We start from the raw sequence: 24,058 nt of genomic DNA, 5'->3' as shown, positions 1-24,058 counted from the left end.
AACAACAAAATAACGTAACCCGCAGGTTTCAAAAAGTGATACTGGTCATTTTTTAGTGTGACAATGCTTTCTTTTTATGTCAGGCAGTTAAACAAAAAGGGAGCCGGTTTTAAAACTCCGGCTCCCTCACAAGTAAAATGATAGGGTTTTGTTAGTTGTTAACCCTCATCACCACTGTTTTTAAGCTTCATTAAAACCGCATAGGCATTTTTAACCACAATATTTTGAAGTGCTGATTTTGGTTTTATTGCTGTAAAGCCATTTAAACTGGCGCCTGTTTCTACGCCAATCATTTTAAACTGGCCTTTGGCTTTTTCTTCAAAAACATAATACTGGTTTTCCCACTTCACAATCGCATCATCGGGTACAGCCTGTACTTCGGCACCGTTTAACTGGATGGCTGCATTTAAAAAGGTACCCGGCAGCAGGTTCTGATCAAAGTTTTCCAGATCGCAATGTACGCTGGTAGTCCTGTCGTTCTCAATATTCGGAGTGATGAGGTGTATGGTAGCATTATACTTTTTATCGGGATTGCTGCTGGTGGTACACACAATTTTTTGCCCGATTTTCAGGCTGGCTGCATCCTGCTCAAAAACCGTTAAACTTACATGCAGGGCACCTGGATTAATCAGTTCGAAAAGCACATCGGTAGCATTTACATATTTACCGGTATTTACATTTACCTTTGAAAGGTAGCCACTAATTGGTGCATAAATGCGAATGGTTTTGGAAATGTTGCTTTCGTTTAATCTGGCTGGATTTAACCCGATTAAACGCAGTTTTTCAGCCAGAGCACTTACCAGTACTTTTTGGTTGTTAAACTCACTTTCAGTTTGCTGAAAAATTTTATCGCTCGTTGCCTTGGTTTGGTTTAACATTTTTTGGCGCACATAATCAGCTTCCGAAAATTTTAAACGGTTTTTAGCAGTCAGATAATCCTGCTGAAGCTGGATATACTGCTGATCTTCGACACTGGCCAGCACGCTTCCTTTTTTAACGAGCATACCCGGAATCAGGTTCATTCTGGAAATGTAACCGCCCATGGGTACACTTACCGAGTAAATGTTTTCGGGTGGTACATCTACCACTCCATTCACATTCAGGGTTTTATACATGCTTTTCGTTTCGGGGCTGCCAATCACAATGCCTGCATTTTTAAGTTGCGCATCGCTTAAGCTCACTTGATCAGTAGCTTCAACGTTTTCTTTTTTTGCCGTATTTGCTTCAGTTTCCTGTTTTTGATCTCCACAGCCCAGGCAGAAGACTGAAAAAAGGGCTATAATTATACTATTTTGATTGATTTTCATTGTTGCTATTTATTTAATTCCCTTTAATCTTTCTATTTCGAAAAGTGATTCGTTATACCGTTCTACCTGATCGAAATACTCGCTTTTAAGTTGTACCGATTGGTTGATCAGGATTACCCAGTCCAGATAACCAATTTCGCCTGCATTGAGCTTTAAGGTCGAAGTATGGATAATGTCATCTGCATTGGGCAGCAAGGTTTGCCGGTAATTGTTAACCAGCTTATTGTACCGGTTGTAACTTTGGAGGGCATTTTCGTAAGCACTGTTCAGCTCTTTTTTGGTCTGTTCCAGTTCGGCCTGTTTCTGTGCAGCAGCTAAGCCTGCAGCTTTAATACGCGATTGTTGCGCACCAAAAAACAGGGGAATACCCAAACCGATATTTACCGAAGAAAAACGCTTGGATTTGTCGAAATACTGATCGGTACCCAAGGCATTGGTTTGCCAGCCAATAATGCTCGAATTGTTATAGCCAAAGCTGATAGAAGGCAATAACTTGCTTTTCGCTAACGATTCCTCGTTGGCCGCCAGCGTGATTTCTTCTGCTTTTTGTTTCAAAACCGGATGATCGGCTGTACCATCAAGCAAAGAAGTTGTAGATTGATAAATAGCTTCGCCAGCCGGAAGCAGGCGATTACTGCTGTTTAACAGGAGATTGAAGCGGTTTAAAGCCAGCGTATAATCGGTTTCCAAAAACTGCAGCTGGTTGGCAATTTGCTGTTTCTGGTTCTCAGCAGTTCTGAGCTCCAAAACATCCACATCACCAGATTTAAAACGCAACTTTGATTTTTCCAGAAAAGCAGTATACATGCTATCGGCTTTGAGCAATAAGTTCCGTTTTTCGGCCAGGATTAACAAACCAAAATAACTGGTTTTTACCTGATAGCGGATATCGATTTCTTTGCCTTGCAACTGCATTTCACTAATGCGTATGGCCGTTTTGTAAACTGCCGATTGCTTGGCATAAACCGTAGGGAACTCCAATCCCTGACTTACCGAAATTTTATTGTCGTTGGCCAGGCTGTTAAATTTACCATACTCGAAATTTACATCTGTTTTTGGCAAATCGAAACTGGTTTTGCTTATTGCCTTGCTGTAATTCACATCAGTTCGCGCCAGCTGTAAGGTATAGCTGTTTTTAACGGCCGTATCCAGGGCCGCCTGTAAGGTTATTTTTTCCTGTGCCTGAGCACTTGTCGCTGCAAGGCCAGTTAGCAACACCATTGCAGCAAGTATTTTTTTAGGTTTAAAATAACCGAAACCTTTTTCGAAAAGGATATAAAGCATAGGCAATACAAAAAGGGTTAATAGGGTAGAAAAGATTAGACCGCCAATTACCACGGTAGCCAGGGGCTTCTGTACAGCACCACCGGCACCTGTACTAATGGCCATAGGGATAAAGCCCAGCGAAGGCACCAGGGCAGTCATTAAAACAGCGCGTAGTTTTGATTTGGTGGCGTGGATTACAATGCGTTTCACATGTGTCCAGCCTTCCTTTTTTAAACGGTTAAATTCCGAAACCAGTAAGATCCCGTTTAGCACCGCAACACCGAACAGCGCAATAAAACCAACCCCAGCAGAAATACTGAAAGGTAAATCGCGCATCCATAAGGCAAATATGCCGCCAATTGCCGACAGGGGGATAGCAGTGTAAATGAGTAAACCTTGTTTTACCGAGCTGAAAGCAAAATAAAGCAGCAGGAAAATAAGGAGCAAGGCAATCGGCACTACAATAGCTAAACGCGATTTTGCCGCAGTCATGTTTTCGAAAGAGCCACCGTAAGAAATGGTATAACCTTTTGCCAGCTGAAGGTTTTTCCCAGCTTTCTGTTGTAGTTCTTCTACTATCGATTGAACATCGCGGTCTTTCACGTTGAAACCTACAATAATCCTGCGACGGGTATCTTCACGCTGAATCTGGTTAACACCTTCCACCTCGCTGATGTTGGCCACCATGCTTAATGGAATCTGATTTCCGGCAGGCGTAGCAATCATTAAATCCTGCACATTTTTGATGTTTTTGCGGGCGTCTTCTGATAGTCTCACCACCATATCGAAACGTTTTTCACCTTCATAAACCTGTCCGGCTACTTGCCCGGCAAAGGCCGTATTCACCACGCGGTTAATATCGGTAACGTTTAATCCGTATTTTGCCATGCCATCGCGGTTATAGCTAATTACCACCTGTGGCATACCGGTAACCTGCTCTTTGTACACGTTAATAGCGCCTTTTACCGTACCAATAATGCCCCCGAGTTTTTTTGCATAGCTGGCCAGCGAATCGAGGTCTTCGCCAAAAATCTTACACACTACATCTTGTCTGGCACCCGTCATCAGCTCATTGAAACGCATTTGTACCGGAAACTGGAAGCCCACGGTAATGCCGGGGATTACCTCAACAGCTTTGGTCATCTTGGCGCTTAATTCTGGGAATGATTTGGCCGAAACCCATTCTTTTTTCGGCTTTAAAATCACCATCATATCACCTGCTTCAAAAGGCATTGGATCGGTAGGGATTTCTGCACTACCAATTTTAGTTACGATTTTCTGCACTTCCGGGAAGTTATCCAAAAGGATTTTAGATGCTTTCTGCGTAGTTTCGATGGTATTATTCAGGTTACTCCCGGTTAGCAGGCGCGTTTCTACAGCAAAATCTCCCTCTTCCAACTGCGGAATAAATTCGCCACCTAAAGTACCCATTACCAAAACGGCTATTGCAAAAAGCGAAAGGGTAATGGCTAAAATAGATTTTGGAAATTGTAAAACCCGGTTAAGCAGCGGCTGATACCTGCGCTCCAGCCAGATCACAAACCTGTCGGTAATGGTTTTCTTATGCGATAGTTTTTTGTTCAGGAACAAGGCCGACATCATCGGTACATAAGTAATAGAAAGGATAAAGGCCCCCAAAATGGCAAATGCAATGGTAAAGGCCATGGGTTTAAACATTTTTCCTTCGATACCTTCGAGCGATAGGATAGGCAGGTAAACAATAAGAATAATAATCTGACTGAAAACTGCAGATTTAATCATCGAACCCGACGATTTTTCCACTTCCTCATCCATCTGGTTCTGATTGATCTGGCTCAGGCTCCTGAATTTTTTAGAATGCGAAAAGCGGTGTAAAATTGCCTCAACCACAATAACAGATCCATCTACAATCAAACCAAAATCGATTGCACCTAGCGACATCAGGTTACCACCCACACCAAATTTATTCATTAAAATTATGGCGAATAACATGGATAGCGGAATAACGGACGATACGATTAAACCAGCACGCAGGTTACCCAGGAAAAATACCAATACAAAGATTACAATCAGCGCACCTTCCATTAAATTGGTTTCTACCGTGCTAATCGCGTTATCAACCATTTTGGTACGATCGAGGAAAGGTTCAATCACTACTCCTTCAGGCAACATATCCTGTATTTTGGCAATTTTATCTTTTACCCGTTTTACCACTACGGATGAGTTTTCGCCCTTGAGCATCATTACCACCGCACCGGCTACTTCACCCTGGTCGTTGTAAGTCATGGCACCATAACGGATCGCTGAGCCATAACGCACATCGGCAACCTGAGCCATTAATACCGGCATACCGTTGCCGAGGGTTTTTACCACAATCTTTTTAATGTCTTCGGGACTGGTAGTTAAACCCTCACTCCGGATATAAAGCACGGTTGGCCCTTTTTCAATATAGGCGCCACCTGTATTTTCGTTGTTCTTTTCGAGCGCATCGAAAATATCAGAAATGGTTAAACCGAAAGATTTGAGCTGATCTTGCCTAACTGCAATTTCATATTGTTTAAGTTTACCGCCAAAGCTCGAAACTTCGGCTACGCCAGGAGTGCCCAATAACTGGCGGCGTACAATCCAGTCCTGCATGGTGCGCAATTCCTGCTCATCATACTTACCTTCGTAGCCCTTTTTAGGGCGGACTACATACTGGTAAATTTCGCCCAAACCGGTCGAAACGGGAGCCATTTGCGGTGCACCAATTCCTTCGGGAATTTCCTGCTGTACCTGCTGCAGGCGTTCGGCAATTTGCTGCCTGGCCCAGTACACATCGGTTTCTTCGTTAAAAACGATGGTAACCAAAGAAAGCCCAAAGCGGGAAAAACTTCTGATTTGTTTCATCCCCGAAATGCTGCTGCATGCCTGCTCGATAGGGAAGGTGATTAAACGCTCAATATCCGGAGCGCCTAATGAAGGCGAAACTGTGATTACCTGCACCTGGTTATCGGTAATATCGGGCAGGGCATCAATGGGTAGTTTAGTTACTTCGTAAGTACCCCAGCCAATAAGGACGAATACAAACAAGGCAACAATCAGCTTATTCCTGATGGAAAAGCCGATAATCTTATTTAACATAATAGCTTATTTAAAAAGGATCGAAAAGAAAATTTAGTTGCAGCAGAAAAGCGCAACCAAAAAAATAAACAATAAAATTTAAAACGATATTACGCGGTAGGGGGACGCAACAGGCTGGTAGTGTAAGGATTTGGAACAAATACCTGGTAACGAAATACCTGTTTGGAAGATATTTTTTTAGCGGGTGCAGCAATCAGCCTGGTTTTGCCTTGTGGTACACCGAGTGAGAACATGTGGTGTCCGTCAATTTTCTTGAAGGGGAGTTTCATGTCTTCTTCCTGGTCGTTATCGTTAATATCTTGCCCGAGGTAATGCATTTCAATAAAGGTTACAAAACCGATATTGGCATTTAGCTCCTTGTGTTTAATAAAATGTGAAACCAGTTGAGGTACCTTAAGCAACTCGCAAAATGAGGCGTTAAGCATAATAACCGGCAAAAGAAAAATCAGACAGATTTTATTCACGCGGCAAATATACCCAGATGTGTTTAAAATCAACAATTATTGCACTATCAAGTGTGTTACAAATTGCTTTTAAATGTTTTTTATGGGCTACGAGCTATAAATCAGCTTTTTTGCTTCTTTAAGCTTATAGCCATTTTGGTTACTGAGTTCGAATTTTCCTTTTCTCCAGATGTATTTTCCCTTTTTTAGGGTTCTGATCAAAATCAGGCTTTCCGGATAACTGGCTAAAAAAACTTCGGCTTTTCTATTATCGGCACTAAAAATAACAGCAGCAATGGCTTTGTAACTTGCTGTAGAATCGACCTGATGTAGTTTGATTTTTTGCTCAAAAACCCTGATGCAATCCTTTTTAAGCTGAGAGTAGGTATAACCGGCCGAACCGATACAGCCATGCTTATCGCGGTCGGCACCTGTAATAACCTGTGCATAACCAATTTTTGAGAGCAAAAGCAGGAAGCTGCAAAAAACTAATAATTTTCTTTTCATTTAAGTAGTTCATTATCAGTTTAAAAGTAATAAAAAACAACTGTGTAGGCAAAAAACAAGAACAGGTATGATGAACAGAATAAAAAAAGGCAGGCTTACTTTTCTGAAAAGCTAAATGTAAATAATTTGTTGCTTATCGAAATTTAATATTGAGTTTATCTGTAACTGGAATCAAATGGGTAAATTAGTGTAATTTTAGGAGACATGGAAAACTACCCAAATTTAGCGAACGCTGCTGATCTTCCTGATCGAGATTTGGAGATTATAATCTTTAATGGAACGGCAACAGACAGCGTGGTTCAGCAGACATTATCAGATGATGTTGAAGATCTGGATTACCTTTTGCGCTGTCGCAATAATTTTAGAAATGCAATCGGTATGGTGAGAGGCATATATCAGGCTAAACTGGCTTAGTATAGCTCATTCTGGTATTGCAATGGCACACTGTTATTTTTACCTTTTTAAAATTGAGGATGGCTTGACTGGTGCTTTGCCTGTATTGATTTAAGGGTTAACCATGCCCGCGCTCCAGCTGCGAAATCCTGAAAACTTCTCTGGAAATAACCGCAATATTGTCTTTAAGATTTTCGCTGCAGCAGTGCAATACAGCTATGGATATGGTAATGCCACTAATTTCTTCGCAAAGTTCCATTTGAATACAGCAGCCCTGAATGGGTTCAGTTTTTCCTTTGAGCATGCCGAAAATATTCTTGGCTTCCCTGCGGTCTGTTCCCAAAAAAAATGATCCATAAGTATGGAGTCCGACAGGAACAAGTAAGCTTAAAGTGACTGCATATTTGTTTTCCATTATCTATTCAACGCTTATTATGGTACTCATCATATCAGAGCGAGAAAAAGATATTAAATATACCAAAAAATGCAAATACTTGTATCAGATCAATTTAATAGTTTAAAATCGTTACCGTATTTGCATTCTTTTTCCTTTTTAAGCCATTTCGTGCAGTATGGGTTCATCGGCAACAGGAGCTGTGGTTATTTTAGCCTTCTTTTTTGCCAGGTTGCTCACTCTCGACATTAAAATAATACCAATGATAGAGATGACCACAATGAGATAGCCAATAACATTGTAATTTTGCAGCGGTGCACCTTTGGCAGGCTGCGTTACAATCAATCCGGCTACACCGGCAGCAATCCCTCCGGCAATTTGTTGCAGCGAAGAATTGATACTCATAAATGCTCCGCGATCGGCAATGTCGGGGATAGCACTGGTTAAAGCTGAAGAAGGGATCATGCGGCTCATTACCCCCATCATCATTAGTACATTGTAAAATATAACCAAATAAAATGGTGTAGGGCCGAGATTGGTGTAAACCACACACATGATCATCATCCACGCAGAAGCTCCCGCGAATATTTTAAACTTATCAATCTTGTCGCTCAGTTTCCCCACAAGTGGCATAATAATTAAAGCACAAACACCAGATACCATAAATAACAGCGGTAGTTGTTGCGCAGTAAGTTTAAGGTTATTTACCGCAAATGCACTTCCGAAAGGCATCATCATAAAGCCACCGATAGAAAGCAGTGCAGTAGCCGTAAAACCAATGCGGTAATCGGCTTTGGCAACGGTATGCAACAAATGTTTAATGGGCGATTTATCGGTTTGTACCAGTAAATGCTGGGTTAATGGACGGAGTTTGGCGGCAATGAGCAGCGCAATACCGATACTTAGGGCTGCAATCATCCAAAACGGTGCTTCCCAGCCCCAGGCGTCGGCCAGATAAAGACCAATCGGGATACCAAGTACCTGACTGGCACCAAAGCCAATCTGAATAAAACCCATTACCCGGCCACGTTGCTGCAAAGAAAAAATATCGGTAATAATGGCCATAGATATAGAACCGATTACGCCACCAAACAGGCCAGTAATAATGCGTGCAGCAACCAATAGGGCATAGGTGTGGGCCAACCCGCAGAAAACGGTACCGATAATAAAACCGATATAAAAAAACAGTAAGAGTTTTTTGCGGTCAAATTTATCGGCAAAACCGGCAGTAAGCAGGCCCGAAATACCTGCACTGAAGGCATAGGCCGAAACTGCAATACCGAAATTGGCAGGTTTAAGGTTAAGCGATTTCATCAGGATATCGCCAAGTGGCGACATGACCATAAAATCGAGTATGACCGTAAATTGGGTTACGGCCAGTAAGAATATAACTAGTTTCTGGTAGCCGCTTAGGGCTGCCTTTGGTGTATTTTCCATGTATTGTTAAGTAAGCTCACAGCATTCATAGCCATGGCTGGTAAGTAAATGGATAATCTCGGCATGCGAGAGGGTGTAAGATACAATGCGGAGTACGCGGTCTATATCCTCGTGGTCTACCGTCCAGGAATTTATACCAGGGTTGCTGTTCAATAAGCTGCATAGCGATGGATTTGCCATCTCTGAAGTGATATTGGTTTTGAACAGCAGAATGTGATTGAAATTTTCGGGGTCCATAATCTTATTTTTTAAGTGCTTTTACCACGAGATCAAAAGTTTTCCAGAATACGGCATCGGTTACTTTGAAAGGGCTGCCATCTAAACTTTTGCCTTCCTGATCGAGACGGATGAGGTTGTACAAGGGGGCGAAGGCAATAGACCAGTATACATCAAGGGGCATCTCTTCAATTTCTCCCCGTTCAATGGCATTGGTCATAAACTGGCCCATGGTCATTTTAAAGGCGCTAATAGAATCAGATAGGAGTGTTGATTGGTAGCTGGAGCTCCGTAGCTGATCAAAAAACAGGTTCATTTGCGGATGATTTTTGGCAAATGCATAGCGGTTTTCCCATTGTTTGTGTAACCCTTGCTCGAAAGACATTTCCGGACTAAAATCTTTCATAATCCCCTGCGTCATCGATTCGAGTTCTTCGATGGTGATTTTAACAATCAGATCGTCGCGGTCTTTATAATAGATGTATAGCGTAGCGACTGATATCTGGCAGGCTTTTGCCAGTTTATTCATGCTAAAACCTTCTAAACCGTCTTTTACAATCAGTTCGATGGCTTTTTGTTTTACCAGTTGTACTTTTTCTGTGTCTCTTAATCTCATGTGCTTACAAAAATAAATAAATATTCATTCATTTAACAAAATAAAATTTTTTAATTAATTATTTAGCTGAAAATTAAGATGCTAAATGGAGGGAATATTAGCGAATGATTAAATCTACAAGTATGAAAAAGTAGATGAAAATATCTTTTTTGTAGTTTTAATTCTATATATTTAAGGCGCAATAAATTAGTTTTGCCAACCAAATACTTCCTTATTATTATGAATGCCACATCCCCGATGCTGCCAGGTGTAAAAACTTGTCCGAAATGCCCCAAGTGTAAGAACCCTGAAACAGATAGGGTACCACGTGGGTTTTTATTCAAAGCCATATTGCCGTTCATAGCGGTAAAGCGATATAAATGCTACAGGTGTTTCAATAAATTTTATGTGATGTAGGAATTTTTGAACAACAATTGATTAAAGTTTTAGTTCGGCCTGGGAGAATATTCAACCAGGCCGTTTTTTTAAGCTATTGTATTAATCTTTGAAATTGCCGATAACTCTGCTTTGGCTTTCTTTTGATAAGCCCAGTAGAAAACAATGGGATATACAAAGAGGTTAAACAAAGTGTTGGTAATGAGGCCGCCAATAACCACTATGGCCAGAGGTTTAGAAGCTTCAGATCCGATTCCGGTAGAAAGTGCCGCGGGCATTAAACCAATTGCGGCCATCAGGGCTGTCATTAATACAGGTCTGAATCTGCTGGCAATGCCATCGCGCATGGCATCATTAAAGGTCCAGCTACTGTGGTGCTTTAATTCGGTTATATTGGTTTTAAATTTGGTAATCAATATCACGCCGTTTTGTACACATATACCAAACAGGGCAATAAAGCCGATACCAGCCGAAATGTTGAAATTTACCCCTGCAACCAAAAGCGCCAATATGCCACCAATCATGGCAAAAGGAACATTGTTTAATACCAGTAAAGCATCTTTAATATTACCAAAGAGTACAAAGAGGATAAAAAAGATAAGCAATAAACTGATGGGCACCGCCTGCGATAAGCGCGAAACAGCCCTTTGCTGATTTTCGAAATCGCCGGCCCACTCCAGCTGATAAGTTTTGGGTAGTTTAATTTGCGCGTTTACTTTAGCCTGTGCTTCGGCAATTACACTACCCATATCACGGCCGCGGATTGAGAATTTAATGGCTCCGTAGCGTTTATGTTTATCGCGGTAAATCATGCTGGGACCGGTGATTTTTCTAATGCTCGAAATCTCGCCCAATTGTACATTAGAACCCGAAAGGGTAGGGATACGCAATTTACTGATCGAACTCTCATCGTTCCTGAAATCTTCGGGATAACGGATTACCAGATCAAATTTCTTTTCGCCTTCAAAAATCTGCGTAGCCGCTTTACCACCAATAGCCATTTCAATTACCGCATTGGCATCGGCCGTGCTTACGCCGTAAAGGGCCATCTTTTTTTGGTCGAGGTTAATCTGTAATTCAGGCTGACCGAGGTTGCGCAAAATTCCCAGATCAGCAATTCCATCAACTGTTTTTAGGATCTTTTCAATTTTTTCTTCTTCCTGTTCTATGTACTCGAAGTTTTCGCCAAAGAGTTTAACCACAATACTGCCTTTTACCCCCGAAACGGCTTCTTCAACATTGTCTGAAATGGGTTGCGAGAAATTAAGGCTAATGCCCGGGAAACTTTTCAGTTTCTCCTGCATGCGCTCAATGAGCTGTTCTTTGGTTTGCTTGCGTTTCCATTCTTTTTTGGGGTAAATGTCTACGTGGAACTCCATATTATAAAATCCGGTTGCGTCGGTACCATCATTCGGCCGGCCGGTTTGCGACATGACTTGTTTTACTTCTTCAAAGCTTAAAAAGATCTTTCGCATCTCATTAGAGAGCTTCTTGGTTTCATCCAACGAAATACTCAGCGGACCTGTTGCCCGTACATAAATGGAGCCTTCATCCAGACTAGGTAAAAATTCGGTACCCAAAAACTTAAAGCTAAAAGCCCCAAGCACCAATACTACAATGGAGATGGCAAATACCAAACGTTTTTTGCTAAAGCATACATCGTAAAACTTTAGGGTGGCTTTGGTCATCCAGGTTAAAAAGATGTTGTGCTTTTCTTTCACATTTTTCTTTAACAAAACACTGGCCATAGCGGGTACCAGCGTAAAGGTTAAGATCAATGCGCCCAGTAAGGCAAAACTGAGTGTCCAGGCCAATGGCGAGAACATTTTGCCCTCTACTTTTTCGAAAGTGAAAATAGGAAGCAAGCCGGTAATGATGATGAGTTTGGCAAACAGGATACCTTTGCCATTTTCCATGCAGGCTTTTTTAATGAAACCAAGCTTACTCATTTTGTTAAAACGGGTCATACCCACTTTTTGGGCCCGCATATCCAGCGCCACAAAAATTCCCTCGACCATTACCACTGCGCCATCGATAATAATCCCAAAATCGATAGCTCCCATTGAGAGCAGGTTGGCTGGCATGCCTTTAATTTTTAAGCAGATAAAGGCAAAAAGTAAGGCCAGTGGAATAATTATGGATACAATCAGTGTGGTACGCCAATCAGCCATGAACAGGAATACAATTAAGGTTACAAACAAAATACCCTCAAGCATATTGCCCATCACTGTATGTACCGAATAGTTTACCAGGTCTTCGCGATCGTAAAAGGGTTTAATTTTTACATCACCGGGTAACAGGTTCTGGTTAATGTCGCTTATTTTTTCTTTAAGTCTGGCAATAACCTCGCTCGGGTTACCACCTTTACGCATCACCACAATGCCTTCTACCACATCCGGGTCCTGATCCCTGCCTACCTGGCCAAGTCTCGGTAACGCCGATTCGGCTACATTGGCAATCGTTTTTACATAAACCGGCGTACCGTTAATGTTATCTACCACCACATTTCTAATTTCATCGATATTGTTCAGCACGCCAATACCACGCACCACATAAGCTTGTCCGCTTTGTACAATTACATCTCCGCCCACATTGATATTACTTTTAGAAACGGCTTCGAAAAGTTCGGTAGCACTTACACCGTATTGAATGGCTTTTTGTGGGTCGACCGTAATCTGGTAAGTTTTCACTTCGCCACCAAAGCTAACCACATCGGCAATACCTGAAACAGATAGCAGTTCGCGTTTAATAACCCAATCCTGTAAGGTTTTCAGTTCCCGTACCGATGCTTTATCGCTGGTGAGCGTATAACGGAAAATTTCGCCTGTTGGACCGTATGGTGGTTGCACTTCAGGTTGTATGCCATCGGGTAGATCTGCCTCATCAAGATGGTTGTTTACCTGCACCCTTGCTGTGGCATAATCTACATCATCCTCAAAGCTCACTTTTACAATCGAAAGTCCGAACAGGGAAGAGGAGCGGATACTGGTTCGCTTTTCGGTTGGGTTCATGGCGATTTCCAGCGGGCGACTTACAAATTTTTCGACTTCTTCCGCGCTTCGGCCAGGCCATTGGGTAATGATGATGATATTGGTATTGGTTACATCCGGAAAGGCATCTATTGTTGTGTTTTTAAAGCTGAAATATCCTGCCAGGATGAGGATAAAAGTGGCAAAAAAAACGAAGTATTTGTTTTTTAAGGCAAAGCCGATGATATTTTTAATGAGTTTATTCATTTAGGGAAAAGCTAAAGGATGAAAATCTTATTGTGCCTTAAGGCTTTCGAACAGAAAGACCTGTTTTGAGGCAATTACACGGTCGCCGGCACTGATACCTTTTTTGATGTAGATTTTGTCGGTAGTTTTATGGCCGATTTCAATTTCACGGATAAGCACTTTGTTCGCTGCATCCAGCAAAAGCACATAATTTTTGTTTTCGTCGAAAATAACGCCCCGCGAATTAACCACCGGTAGATCTACCCCCGAACTGGCCGAAACTTTAACAGTACCCAACATCCCAGGCTTTAACAAAAAGTTGGGATTGGCAATTACTACCCGGGCATTCATCACCTTGCTGTCCTGATCTACCAGGTTGTATATTTTCTCGATCTTACCGGTAAAAACCTGCTCAGGATAGGCCAGGGTAGAGAGGCTAACCAAATTGCCTGCCTGTATGCGCGAAATGTCTGATTCGTAAATATTAATCATGGCCCAAACGCTCGAAAGGTCGGCGATGGTGAATAAACTTTTATCGTTGTCGCCACGGAGTTGCATGTTTTCGGTTACATTTTTTTCGATTACAAAACCATTTATAGGCGATTTGATGGCATACGAGCCGTTTTTATTGCCGCCATTCAGTTTAAGCACGGCATTGGCCCTTTTCAGTTCTGCTTGTTTAATCTGAAACTCGTTTTTAGCATCTTCGAGCTCTTTTGCTGATGATAAACCACTGGCATAAAGTTGTTCGGCTTGTTTTAAGGTACGGTTTGCACTACGTAACTCGGCATCGGCCGATACAGCTTCTTTATCAAAACCAGCCATTTCTGCACTGTTTACCCTGGCTAATAGTTGTCCACTGCTTACCCGGTCGCCCAGCCTTACATTTACCTGGTTTACGGTACCGCTTACCATCGGGAAAAGCTCCGATCGGCGTTCTTCATTGGCGCTGATCTTTGCGGAGAAAATCAGGTCTGTTTTGCCACTGGCCTGTTGTACGGTATCAATCAGCAGGCGTTTAAGCAGGGAATCGGTAATGGTAAATTTCTCTTTCGCGGCTTCAGTTTTATGTTCGCTGCAAGCCATACTTAAACCTAAAAGCGGAAAAATGATCACTTTTATAAAGTTTTTATTCATCATATCGGGTACGTTATTTAAAAATGTTACTGCCGGTTACGTAGTTCAGTTCGGCTCTGGAGTTCATCCGTTCTAATTGCACTTTGTTGATTTGTAGCGTGTTGGTCTTATAGGCATCGTAGAGATCCAGAAATTCAATTAAACTAATATTCCGTGCTTTAAAGTTTTTAATCAGGCCGGTAATGAGGGTGTTAAAATCACCGCTAAACGTTGGATCAATCTCCTGATAGAGTTTTTCGTTTCGCAATGCGGTACGGTAGGCATTATATACTTCATTTTCGAGTTGCAGTTCCTGCTTTTGGAGTTTAGCGGTTGCATCGTCGATTCCTACTTTGGCTTTCTTAATTTCGCCCTGGTTGCGGTTGAAAAGTGGAATGGGGATTTTGAGGCCTAAACCGGTGTATTTTTCAGGGTAATTCCCTTTGAGGTCGTAGCTGAGCGAAATTTCTACATCAGGTATGGCCATTGCCTTTTGCAGTTTAAGGTTGAGCTCATTGTATTCGAGATTAGTTTTAGCCAGTTTTAAATCGCTCCGGTTTACCCTTGCCGAATCGAGCAACTGATTGTAGGGTAGCTGTTCAGGGCCGGGTGTTTTTATTGCTTCGGTTGGTAAAATCAAATTAAGTGGTGTGGCAGCGGGAATACCGCAAAGCAGTTTGAGATCTTTATTGTTGTCTTCGAGCTCATTTAAAAGCGCAGCTAATTCCGCTTTCAGTCCAATCAGTAACGATTTGATGCGGATTACCTCTTTAGCGGCAACATTACCCATTTTCAGCTGGATTTCGTATGCGTTTAAAAGTTGTCCGGTTGATTGGATTTGCTGCTCGTACAGGGCAACGGATAAAGCAGCGTAATAACTTTGATAAAAGGTGCTTTGCAATTCGAATTTGAGGCTGCGGAGCAAATCAAAATAGGCCAATTCTGATAGTTTAGTGCCTGTTTGTGCCAATTTAATGTTTTTATTGCGTTTTCCCGCCAGTTTTACGAGCTGCGATAAGGAGGCTGCATATTGCCCGTACTGGTAAGAGGTTTGTAAGAATTTTTTAGTTTCGTGGTTATAAAACAGGTTTTCGTATTCCAGTTCCGGGTTATCGAAAAGGCGTGCGGTAATTACATCGGCATGGGCACGGTCTATCTCATAATTGGCTGCAATTAAATCGTAATTTTGGCTTAAAAAGCGCTGCTCTGCCTGCTTAAGGTCTAGTTTAAGCGTATCGGTTTGGGCGAATGTAACCGGCATGGCATACAGCCAAAAGGAAAGGAATAATAAGTAAATTCTGCTCATGCGGCAAAGCTATTTTTGCCGGATTAAAGCGGAATTAAATCGAAATTAAAACGGGATTAATTCGGGGTAGGGTGAGGATAAATGTACAACCCTGATCAGTTTGCTGATCAATTTCAATCGATCCTTTAAAGAGACCGATAATTTTTTGCGCCATATAAAGTCCCATGCCTTCGCCTTCGAAACCCATATATTTTGCCCTGCTATAAAACGGCTTAAAGATTTCGGTTTGTTGCGCAAGTGGAATACCAGGTCCTTTATCGCTAAGGTAAATCTGCAAAGTATCGTCGCTACCGGTAAGTAGAGCTTTAACCTGCTGTTCCTGCGAAAATTTAAAGGCATTGGCAATGATGTTGTCCAATGCAATTTGCAGTAAGACAGCATTGGCCAGTACCACAGGTTGTATTTGGTGGACCAGTTTTTTTTGTATACTTAGGCTAAGCTGTTTCTGGTTTTGCCAGTCTTGGCTGATTTTATCGAGCAAAACATCCAGTGCAATAGGCGAAAGCTGCGAATTGATCAGTTCGAGGTCCATTTTGGCTAAAGCCAGCAAACCAGTGATGATATGATCCATTTTTTCTGAATCCGCTACCGTTTCAGCAAGCGCTTGCTGATAATCTGCTGTCGTTCTTTCTTTGGAGAGGGCCAGTTCAGCGCGCATCATCATTCGGGTAATGGGGGTTCTCAATTCATGCGAGGCATTTGCTACAAAGGTTTTTTGCAGGATAAAAGCATGCTCCAGCTCTTCCATCAGGTGGTTAAAACTTTTGGCAATCAGATTAATTTCATCTTTATTGTTGGTGGTGGCCACACGTGCTTCCATATTACCCGATCCGATTTGCTGTACTTCCTGCATAAAGCGGTTTAAAGGCTTCAGCATTTTTTCGGCAATCCACCGGCTCAGTAACAAGAGGATAACCGAAATCAGGATGAACACAACGATCATGATTTTGAGCAGTTTGGCCAATCTGTTCTGCGAGCCCTGATCTCTGGCTGAAGCCAGGATTACAAAATTGCCCTGGTTATCGCGGTAGTAAATACCTACCACCTGGCGCTCACCATCTGTATACTGCAGGCGTTTGAGTTGCCGAACTTTTTCGATAGTTTGTTTAGTCCAGTATTGTGCCGAATCGCCAATAAAGGTCGCCCTGTCTTTACCGTCGTAAATCCTGATGACTTCGCTGTTAAGTTTTTGCAGGTATTGGTGGCGTACTTTGCTCAGCGCATCACGACTAATTTCGTCGGCCTCGAGGTATAGTTTGGCGGTAACCATTGTGCGGTCGGTAAGACGCTCAAAAAAATCGGCTTTTAAAAACCGCATAAAGGTGAAATAAATTACGCAGAGCACAGCCAGCAGCATCGAAGTGCTGATGAGTGTGAAATAAAGTGCAATGCGGTCTTTTATTTTCATTATTTAAGGATGTAGCCCATGTTAATTTTGGTATGGATCAGCTTGCGCTCAAAACCTTTTTCAATTTTATTGCGGAGAAAATTAATGTACACATCAATAACATTGGTGCCCGTTTCAAAATGAATATCCCAAACCTTTTCGGCAATGTATTGACGGGATAAAAGCCGGTTGGGATTATTTAAGAACAGCTCGAGCAGGGTAAATTCTTTAGCACTCAGTGTTATTGGTTGTCCTGCCCGGGTTACACTTTTGCTCCGGGTATCGAGGCAAAGGTCTTCAAAGCAAAGTTGCTCGGTTGCTTCTGCTGTAACGGTTCCCTGGCGCCTTAACAGTGCCGCAACCCTGGCTAAAAGCTCTTTCAGGTGAAAGGGCTTAACCAGATAATCGTCGGCACCCGTATCGAGGCCGTTTACCCGGTCTTCGACAGTACCCATAGCGGTAAGCATTAAAATGGGGGTGTTATCGCCTTGTTCGCGAATGTATTTACAGAGCTGAAGACCGTTTAATCCCGGCATCATGATATCGAAAATAAACAGGTTGAATTCGCCCGGCAAAAACAGGTTGCGGGCATCGTTACCATTGCTTACGGTAAGTACCTCGTAGCCACTTTCTTCGAGTGCAGCTTGTAAAAGTGAGGCTATTTTCGGATCATCTTCAGCTATGCCAATTTTTTGCATAAGGCAAAAGTAAGGATACCATCTTAAAATGAGATTAAAATAGACGATAAAGGGATCGCCACTCCCAGCTTGACTGGTAATGATGGATTTGCAATGATGGGTTATTTAACAGGTTATCCGATGTCGGCATTAAAGCAAATTGATAATGCTGTTGTAAAATACACTTGATTTGAGCGCTTTGCCATTGGCATACGCCGTAATATCGAACTTTAATTTGTGTACCTTATTGGCTGCCAGGTTTAATTTGGTATACGGGATAAAAAAGTACGGATCGGTTGCTGGATTAGCTATAATAGTTAAACTTGTGCTGTATTTTGGTGTACCAGAGGGCAGGTAAAAACTGGTTGTTAAAATTATTTTGCTGTTGCCCAGGTTGTCGATTTGTAATTTAGGCCAAATTTTAATGCCTTTTTCATTATCCTCAACCACATCATATATTATTTTTGCACTTATCGTTTTGGTAACTGCAGGCATGGATAAACTTTCAGTATTGGGGCGTACCGATGTTGTTAAAAAACGGTTATCAACGTTTTTCTGTGCAATAGCCACTGTATGGCAAAACAAAAGAAATACACACAGCAATTTCATCGTTTAAATGTTTGGTTAAATTTAGAAACTATATGGCCCAAAAAGTTGTAAAGAACTTTTCTGCCCGAAATTTGTAAACCTGCTTTACAGCTTATAAATGGGTGTAACTTGCAGGCCGCAAACAATATTTTAGTCCGCTTACCTGTAAAACATACCCTGTGTGTGCGTTCGGATTTGTAAATGGATAAATAATTAAGCCATTTGCGGGCTATTTAGCCTATTTATTTTATATTTCTTCTATATTCGTTTCTACAAACTATGCTATCCCTAAGCCATGTACCTGATCTTGAACTGATCTTGCTGATAAACCAGGAAGAGGAGCAGGCATTTACCGAAATTTACAACCGCTACTGGGAAAAAATGGCATCGTATGCCGTGAGGTTAACCAAATCAGAAGAGGAAGCTGCCGATATTGTGCAGGAGATTTTTGTATCGCTCTGGAACAGAAGGACTACCTTAACGGTTAAAACTACATTAGGGGCTTATCTCATTCGCAGTACCCGCAATTTGTGCTTAAGGTATATTGAAAGAAATATCCATACCGGCGATTTTTTGGATAAAATAACCGAACAAGCGGTTGATAATAGCTTGAACATTGAAGAAAGCATCTCTTTAAAAGAATTGCAGGAAAATATTGATCTGGGGATTGCCAAATTGCCCAAAAAAATGCGCGAAGTTTATCTGTTGAGTCGCGATGAACAGTTGTCGTACCGCGAAATAGCCGAAAAATTAAATATTGCTGAAGGGACAGTTAAAAAACAGGTAAGCAATGCACTCAAAATAATCGCCGATTCTTTAAACGGCAAGCTTTCGGCTACTATGATGGCCATATTTTTACACCTTTTAAAGTGATGAAAAACTTTTTTTATTTTTTTTAAAATAAATCTACCACCAAAACCGCTTTTTCGGAATATCTATTTGTAAGGCACGCTCAATGCGCTTCAAAAACCTATGAAAACCGAACAGGCAAAACAATTAATACAGCATTATTTAGATGGAACGGCTTCGGCAAAAGAAGTTCATGTAGTTGATTCTTTTGTAGAGCAGCAGCTATTGGAAAATAACTGGTCAGCCGATGAAGCACAGAAAGCAGCTTTTGGCGAAAAGCTAAAAGCGCGCATTGATGCACAAAGGTTAAAAGGGGAAGAGGGTAGTAAAAATGTAGTTGGAAAACCTAAAACCATTACCCGTCGCCTATGGATTATTGCCGCTTCGGCTGCTGTGCTGGCCTTGTGTGTAATTGGTGGCTTGTTTGCCATAAAGAACAGGACCGAAGACCGTACCGAACGTTATGCCAACGATGTAGCACCAGGGGGCAACCGTGCCATTTTAACACTTGCCGATGGCCGCAGGATCGATTTATCGGACAGTAAAACCGGAGAACTGGCCACTACAAACGGACTGAACATTAAAAAGGCGGCAAATGGCTTGCTGGTTTTTTCGGTTATTGATAAGGGAGTTGCAAAAGAAGAAAGAAAAAATAATACCATCACAACCCCCTCAGGAGGGCAGTATCAGGTAAACCTGCCTGATGGTACCATGGTGTGGTTAAATGCAGAAACGAAATTCAGTTTTCCGAGTCATTTTAACGGCAAAAACAGATGGGTAGAGCTGGATGGGGAAGCCTATTTTGAGGTGAGTAAAGATAAAAACCATCCGTTTATTGTTAAAAGCAAGAAACAGGAGGTAGAAGTTTTGGGTACCCATTTCAATATTGACAGCTATGATAATAGTATGGGTACTAAAACAACACTCTTAGAAGGCTCGGTAAAAATAAAAGGAGCTGGCGGCGAAAAAGTAATTGCTCCGGGCGAGCAATCGGTGTTGTATGGTAATACCATTAAGGTAAATGCAGTAGACCCCGCATTTGCTATCGATTGGAAAAACGGTGAGTTCAGGTTTAAAAACGAAAGTTTACCCAGCATCATGCAGAAACTATCGCGCTGGTATGGAGTACGGTTTGTAATGGATGTGCGTTATGAGCTAATGCCTTCTTTTTCGGGTTCGGTATCGCGTTTTGACAACATTTCTGAAGTGCTTAAAATGCTCGAAGAAACAGGAAATATTAAATTTTATATCAACGGTAAGGTAGTAACCGTAAAGTAATACCACCAGCAGCCTTAACCACGCTGTTTAATTTAAATCAATATCAACTAAAAACCAGAAAAAAATGAAGAAACCACTACCGGAACAGCGTTAAATAGCACGATAGGTTTAGAAGAAAAAACCATGGAAGTGTTGGAAGCACAACCATGGCCATGATCTGAGTTAACCCTTTAAAAACGAATTCTGAGGTCCATTTACGCATTAACCCAAACAAACGAAAGTATGAATATTTATCCTTTTTATCAAGGAAGGCATTTGGCGTGCCTTCCTAAAAAAATCCTGTTAATTATGAAACTCACCATCATCATCATGACGACTTTACTCATGCATGTTAGTGCCAGTAGTTTCTCTCAAAAACTTACCTATACGGCTAAAAACATAACCGTAGATCAGGTTTTTAAAGAAATAGAAAAGCAAACCAACTACAGGGTATTGTACGCCACCAGCACGCTGAACGATGCGGCAAAGGTGAGCGTAAACTTTAAAAATACGCCACTCAAAGAGGTAATCGAGTACCTTTTAAAAGACCAGCAGTTAACCTACAACATTGAACAGCATACGGTATTGATAAAGAAGCAGGAACGCTCATTTATCGATAAAATAGCTTCGGTTTTTACGTCTTCGCGCTTTAACGGACGGATTGTAGATGAAAACAATGCCCCGCTTGTTGGTGCAACCATTACCGTTAAGGGCAGTAAAAAGTATGCCGTAAGCGGATCAACCGGCTCGTTTGTGCTCGATCTGGATGAAAATGAGGTGCTGGTTATTTCTTACATCGGCTACGAAACCAAAGAACTGAAAATAACACGCGGCCTGTTACAGAGCGGTGTAGCCAGTTTGCTCGATATTAAATTAAGCCCTTCGGCTTCCTCTTTAGATCAGGTGCAGATTATTGGTTATGGTAGCACCACCAAACGCAACAATACCGGTGCCGTGAGTTCGATCACTGCCGAAGAAATTGGTAAACAAACCGTAGAAAACCCTTTGCTGGCTTTACAGGGACGCATTGCCGGTGTGCAGATTACGCAAGATAACGGCTTGCCAGGTGCTGGTGCACGGATGAACATCCGTGGTGCATATACGGGCGTATCTGGTGCAGGTTATATTCCATTGTACATTATTGATGGTGTGCCTTTTACTTTGTTTAATGGTGCCCAGCCCGCTACCGACAACCTGAACGCAAACGGAGTGAGTGCTGCAAACGGTGGCGTAAGTCCTTTCAGCATCATTGCACCTGAAGATATTGAGCGGATCGATATCCTGAAAGATGCCGATGCAACGGCCATTTATGGTTCACGTGGATCAAATGGTGTGGTATTAATCACCACCAAAAAAGGCAGCAAAGGTAAAACAGCTTTTAATTTCAACGTAAACTCAGGGGTAACCAATGTGGCCAATTATATTCCGATGATGAATACGCAGGAATATCTGGCTACCCGCAAGGCTGCTTTTGCACGTTCCGGCGTTACGCCAACAGCCGCAAATGCCCTGGATTTAACCGTATGGGATCAAAATGCCTATACCGACTGGCAGAAATATTTCATCGGCCATACCGGCCATACCACTAATGCTACCGGATCAGTTTCGGGAGGTAATGCGCAAAATTCTTTCCTGTTTTCTTCAACCTATCGTAAACAAAGTACTGTTTTTGAAGGCGATTTTGGTTCCACCACCTTTTCGAGCAGGTTAAACGCGGGGCATAAAAGCAGTGATGGGCGTTTTAACATCGATGGTTCTGTAAACTATACCTACATGAAAAACCTGTTGCCATCTACCGATTTAAGTACCATTTACAACCTGGCACCAAACTATCCTTTGTACAACGCCAACGGCAGTGTAAACTGGACCGCTACGAGTCCACTTTCTTACAACCCGAAAACAACCAATGCACAAACCACTAACTTGTTCAGTAATGTAAACCTTTCGTACCGCATTATCGATGGTTTGGTGGTTAAAGCCAATTTGGGTTATACTTCAACCCGTTTAAAGCAGCAACAAATTAATCCGGCCAGTTCGCAAAACCCGGCCACTGCACAGGTAAGCTCGTTAAGGTATACCGATAACGATAACAACAATTACATTATTGAGCCACAGGCAGTGTACACCACCAAAATTGGTGAAGGTAGCCTGGAAGCTTTAATCGGTACCACTTTTCAGCGTACCAAAGCAACCGGAATCTTTTTAACCGGTACAGGCTATAATAACGAAAACCTGATTAACTCGTTGGCAGGTGCGTCGGCTGTGGTTACCAGTTACAATGCCGATGCCACTTATAGTTATACTGCTTTTTTTAGCCGGTTAAACTATAACTGGAAAGGTAAATATATTGTTGATGGAACATACAGAAGAGATGGTTCATCACGCTTTGGTGGGAATAACAAATTTGGTGATTTTGGTGCAGTAGGCGCTTCTTGGATTTTTAGCCAGGAAGATTTTATGAAAGACCTGAGCTTTTTAAGCTTTGGTAAATTAAGGGCGAGTTATGGTATTACCGGTAACGATCAGATCCCGAATTACGGATACCTATCCCTTTATTCGTCAGCTGGATCAAGTTACAACTACGATGGTACCAGCACCTATATTCCTTCCAATATTCAAAACCCCGATTTAAAGTGGGAAACCAACAAGAAACTGGATATTGCCGTAGAATTGGGATTCTTAAACGACAGGATTTTGCTGAAAGCGGATTATTACCGCAACCGCGTTTCTAACCTGTTAAACTTCATTACCATTCCATCGCAAACAGGTTCAACCGGTTATACCGCCAATTTAAATGCTACGGTACAAACCAAAGGTTTTGAATTTGAATTGAACACCATTAACGTAATTGCAGGTGATTTTAAGTGGAATACTAACCTGAATTTAACCATCAGCCGCAATAAATTACTGGCTTTTGATAACCTGGAGAATACTTTTTATGCCAGTTCTTACATTATCGGCCAGCCAACCGATATCCGGAAGTTTTATAAATACACCGGGGTTAACCCGGCTACAGGCTTGCCAACTTACCAGGATTTAAACGGCGATGGCAGCATTAGTTTTGCAGGCGACAGATACGTGGGCTATTACGGTCACCCTTATTTTGCCGGTATGAACAATAGTTTGAGCTATAAAGGTTTTGCACTCGATTTTATGTTCCAGTACAATCACCGTTACGGCGTATTAAATTCGACTTTAAGTTCTAGCCCGGCTGGTTTTAACTATACCAACATGAGTACCGCTTTATTAGATCGCTGGGGTGCTGTGGGTGATGTAGCGCTTTTCCCGGCTGCTTCAACAGTTAACGACCCCTCTTACGGAAACTTAACTTCATCAGATATCAACTGGGGTGATGCATCTTACGTAAAATTGAAAACGGTAAGTCTGAACTATACTTTCCCTAAAGCAATGGCCAGTAAATTAAAACTGTCTAACCTGAGTGTTTATGTACAAGGCCAAAACCTGTATACCTGGGCAAAACAGAAATATACTTACGATCCTGAAACTACTTTACCGGGCACAGGACCTGGTTTGGGTACAGGGCAATACATTGCTTTTCCGCAGGTGCGTACCATTGTATTCGGTTTAAACTGTTCATTTTAATCAA

Annotated in this window: 18 protein-coding genes; 4 read left to right on the top strand and 14 right to left on the bottom strand. The window is 41.9% G+C overall.

Annotated elements, in window-relative coordinates:
* Window positions 1-158 precede the first annotated feature (158 nt).
* The 4 genes from BLR37_RS02440 to BLR37_RS02425 form a co-directional block, all read right to left on the bottom strand.
* Window positions 159-1,307: an efflux RND transporter periplasmic adaptor subunit gene (locus BLR37_RS02440; RefSeq protein WP_090764113.1), complete on the bottom strand. Its 1,149-nt coding sequence runs from the start codon at window positions 1,305-1,307 to the stop codon at window positions 159-161.
* A gap of 9 nt (window positions 1,308-1,316) precedes the next feature.
* Complete coding sequence (locus BLR37_RS02435; RefSeq protein WP_090764110.1) at window positions 1,317-5,675, bottom strand: CusA/CzcA family heavy metal efflux RND transporter; 4,359 nt, start codon at window positions 5,673-5,675, stop codon at window positions 1,317-1,319.
* 89 nt (window positions 5,676-5,764) lie between these two features.
* Window positions 5,765-6,139, bottom strand: coding sequence for a hypothetical protein (locus tag BLR37_RS02430; RefSeq protein ID WP_143009515.1), 375 nt, complete (start codon window positions 6,137-6,139; stop codon window positions 5,765-5,767).
* A gap of 87 nt (window positions 6,140-6,226) precedes the next feature.
* Window positions 6,227-6,625 (bottom strand): hypothetical protein, encoded by a 399-nt coding sequence (locus BLR37_RS02425; RefSeq protein ID WP_090764104.1) that lies wholly within the window; start codon window positions 6,623-6,625, stop codon window positions 6,227-6,229.
* 204 nt (window positions 6,626-6,829) lie between these two features.
* On the opposite strand from BLR37_RS02425, the gene BLR37_RS02420 reads away from it, so the two are divergent.
* The gene (locus BLR37_RS02420; protein WP_090764101.1) at window positions 6,830-7,039 is read left to right on the top strand and encodes a hypothetical protein; all 210 of its coding nucleotides are present in this window, start codon (window positions 6,830-6,832) and stop codon (window positions 7,037-7,039) included.
* A gap of 97 nt (window positions 7,040-7,136) precedes the next feature.
* On the opposite strand, the gene BLR37_RS02415 is transcribed toward BLR37_RS02420, so the two are convergent.
* From BLR37_RS02415 to BLR37_RS02370, 10 genes are all read right to left on the bottom strand, one after another.
* A complete protein-coding gene (locus BLR37_RS02415; protein ID WP_090764098.1) occupies window positions 7,137-7,433 on the bottom strand; it encodes a hypothetical protein in 297 nt (98 codons plus the stop codon).
* Between the two features lie 138 nt (window positions 7,434-7,571).
* A complete protein-coding gene (locus BLR37_RS02410) occupies window positions 7,572-8,849 on the bottom strand; it encodes an MFS transporter (RefSeq protein ID WP_090764095.1) in 1,278 nt (425 codons plus the stop codon).
* A 6-nt stretch (window positions 8,850-8,855) separates the two neighbouring features.
* Window positions 8,856-9,086, bottom strand: coding sequence for a hypothetical protein (locus tag BLR37_RS02405; protein ID WP_090764092.1), 231 nt, complete (start codon window positions 9,084-9,086; stop codon window positions 8,856-8,858).
* 4 nt (window positions 9,087-9,090) lie between these two features.
* Window positions 9,091-9,681, bottom strand: a complete 591-nt coding sequence (locus BLR37_RS02400; RefSeq protein WP_090764089.1) for a TetR/AcrR family transcriptional regulator — start codon at window positions 9,679-9,681, stop codon at window positions 9,091-9,093.
* Window positions 9,682-10,145: 464 nt separating this feature from the next.
* Complete coding sequence (locus BLR37_RS02395) at window positions 10,146-13,292, bottom strand: efflux RND transporter permease subunit (RefSeq protein WP_090764086.1); 3,147 nt, start codon at window positions 13,290-13,292, stop codon at window positions 10,146-10,148.
* Between the two features lie 27 nt (window positions 13,293-13,319).
* Window positions 13,320-14,411, bottom strand: coding sequence for an efflux RND transporter periplasmic adaptor subunit (locus BLR37_RS02390; protein WP_090764083.1), 1,092 nt, complete (start codon window positions 14,409-14,411; stop codon window positions 13,320-13,322).
* Window positions 14,412-14,421: 10 nt separating this feature from the next.
* A complete protein-coding gene (locus BLR37_RS02385) occupies window positions 14,422-15,693 on the bottom strand; it encodes a TolC family protein (protein WP_090764080.1) in 1,272 nt (423 codons plus the stop codon).
* 34 nt (window positions 15,694-15,727) lie between these two features.
* On the bottom strand, window positions 15,728-17,101 hold the full coding sequence (locus tag BLR37_RS02380; RefSeq protein WP_090764077.1) for an ATP-binding protein: 1,374 nt from the start codon (window positions 17,099-17,101) through the stop codon (window positions 15,728-15,730).
* On the bottom strand, window positions 17,101-17,778 hold the full coding sequence (locus BLR37_RS02375; RefSeq protein ID WP_090764074.1) for a response regulator transcription factor: 678 nt from the start codon (window positions 17,776-17,778) through the stop codon (window positions 17,101-17,103). Before BLR37_RS02375 ends, BLR37_RS02380 begins: the two co-directional genes overlap by 1 nt.
* A gap of 129 nt (window positions 17,779-17,907) precedes the next feature.
* Window positions 17,908-18,366, bottom strand: a complete 459-nt coding sequence (locus tag BLR37_RS02370; protein WP_143009514.1) for a hypothetical protein — start codon at window positions 18,364-18,366, stop codon at window positions 17,908-17,910.
* 258 nt (window positions 18,367-18,624) lie between these two features.
* Here BLR37_RS02370 and BLR37_RS02365 point away from each other — a divergent pair, with 258 nt between their 5' ends.
* From BLR37_RS02365 to BLR37_RS02355, 3 genes are all read left to right on the top strand, one after another.
* Window positions 18,625-19,218 carry an RNA polymerase sigma factor gene (locus BLR37_RS02365; protein ID WP_090764068.1) on the top strand — a complete coding sequence of 198 codons (594 nt, stop codon included), beginning with the start codon at window positions 18,625-18,627 and terminating at the stop codon, window positions 19,216-19,218.
* Window positions 19,219-19,317: 99 nt separating this feature from the next.
* Window positions 19,318-20,472: a FecR family protein gene (locus tag BLR37_RS02360; RefSeq protein ID WP_090764066.1), complete on the top strand. Its 1,155-nt coding sequence runs from the start codon at window positions 19,318-19,320 to the stop codon at window positions 20,470-20,472.
* 288 nt (window positions 20,473-20,760) lie between these two features.
* Complete coding sequence (locus tag BLR37_RS02355) at window positions 20,761-24,054, top strand: SusC/RagA family TonB-linked outer membrane protein (protein WP_167356537.1); 3,294 nt, start codon at window positions 20,761-20,763, stop codon at window positions 24,052-24,054.
* The last annotated feature ends 4 nt before the right edge of the window (window positions 24,055-24,058 follow it).

It is taken from the genome of Pedobacter soli (assembly GCF_900101435.1).
Lineage (GTDB): Bacteria > Bacteroidota > Bacteroidia > Sphingobacteriales > Sphingobacteriaceae > Pedobacter > Pedobacter soli.
Note: the sequence above shows the minus strand (reverse complement) of the source record. Positions and strands in the feature narration are given on the sequence as shown.

Coding starts and splice junctions, on each gene's coding strand:
- BLR37_RS02440 (WP_090764113.1), bottom strand. CDS start 1,307: ATGAAAATCAATCAAAATAGTATAATTATAGCCCTTTTTTCAGTCTTC.
- BLR37_RS02435 (WP_090764110.1), bottom strand. CDS start 5,675: ATGTTAAATAAGATTATCGGCTTTTCCATCAGGAATAAGCTGATTGTT.
- BLR37_RS02425 (WP_090764104.1), bottom strand. CDS start 6,625: ATGAAAAGAAAATTATTAGTTTTTTGCAGCTTCCTGCTTTTGCTCTCA.
- BLR37_RS02420 (WP_090764101.1), top strand. CDS start 6,830: ATGGAAAACTACCCAAATTTAGCGAACGCTGCTGATCTTCCTGATCGA.
- BLR37_RS02415 (WP_090764098.1), bottom strand. CDS start 7,433: ATGGAAAACAAATATGCAGTCACTTTAAGCTTACTTGTTCCTGTCGGA.
- BLR37_RS02410 (WP_090764095.1), bottom strand. CDS start 8,849: ATGGAAAATACACCAAAGGCAGCCCTAAGCGGCTACCAGAAACTAGTT.
- BLR37_RS02405 (WP_090764092.1), bottom strand. CDS start 9,086: ATGGACCCCGAAAATTTCAATCACATTCTGCTGTTCAAAACCAATATC.
- BLR37_RS02400 (WP_090764089.1), bottom strand. CDS start 9,681: ATGAGATTAAGAGACACAGAAAAAGTACAACTGGTAAAACAAAAAGCC.
- BLR37_RS02395 (WP_090764086.1), bottom strand. CDS start 13,292: ATGAATAAACTCATTAAAAATATCATCGGCTTTGCCTTAAAAAACAAA.
- BLR37_RS02390 (WP_090764083.1), bottom strand. CDS start 14,411: ATGATGAATAAAAACTTTATAAAAGTGATCATTTTTCCGCTTTTAGGT.
- BLR37_RS02385 (WP_090764080.1), bottom strand. CDS start 15,693: ATGAGCAGAATTTACTTATTATTCCTTTCCTTTTGGCTGTATGCCATG.
- BLR37_RS02380 (WP_090764077.1), bottom strand. CDS start 17,101: ATGAAAATAAAAGACCGCATTGCACTTTATTTCACACTCATCAGCACT.
- BLR37_RS02375 (WP_090764074.1), bottom strand. CDS start 17,778: ATGCAAAAAATTGGCATAGCTGAAGATGATCCGAAAATAGCCTCACTT.
- BLR37_RS02370 (WP_143009514.1), bottom strand. CDS start 18,366: ATGAAATTGCTGTGTGTATTTCTTTTGTTTTGCCATACAGTGGCTATT.
- BLR37_RS02365 (WP_090764068.1), top strand. CDS start 18,625: ATGCTATCCCTAAGCCATGTACCTGATCTTGAACTGATCTTGCTGATA.
- BLR37_RS02360 (WP_090764066.1), top strand. CDS start 19,318: ATGAAAACCGAACAGGCAAAACAATTAATACAGCATTATTTAGATGGA.
- BLR37_RS02355 (WP_167356537.1), top strand. CDS start 20,761: ATGAAACTCACCATCATCATCATGACGACTTTACTCATGCATGTTAGT.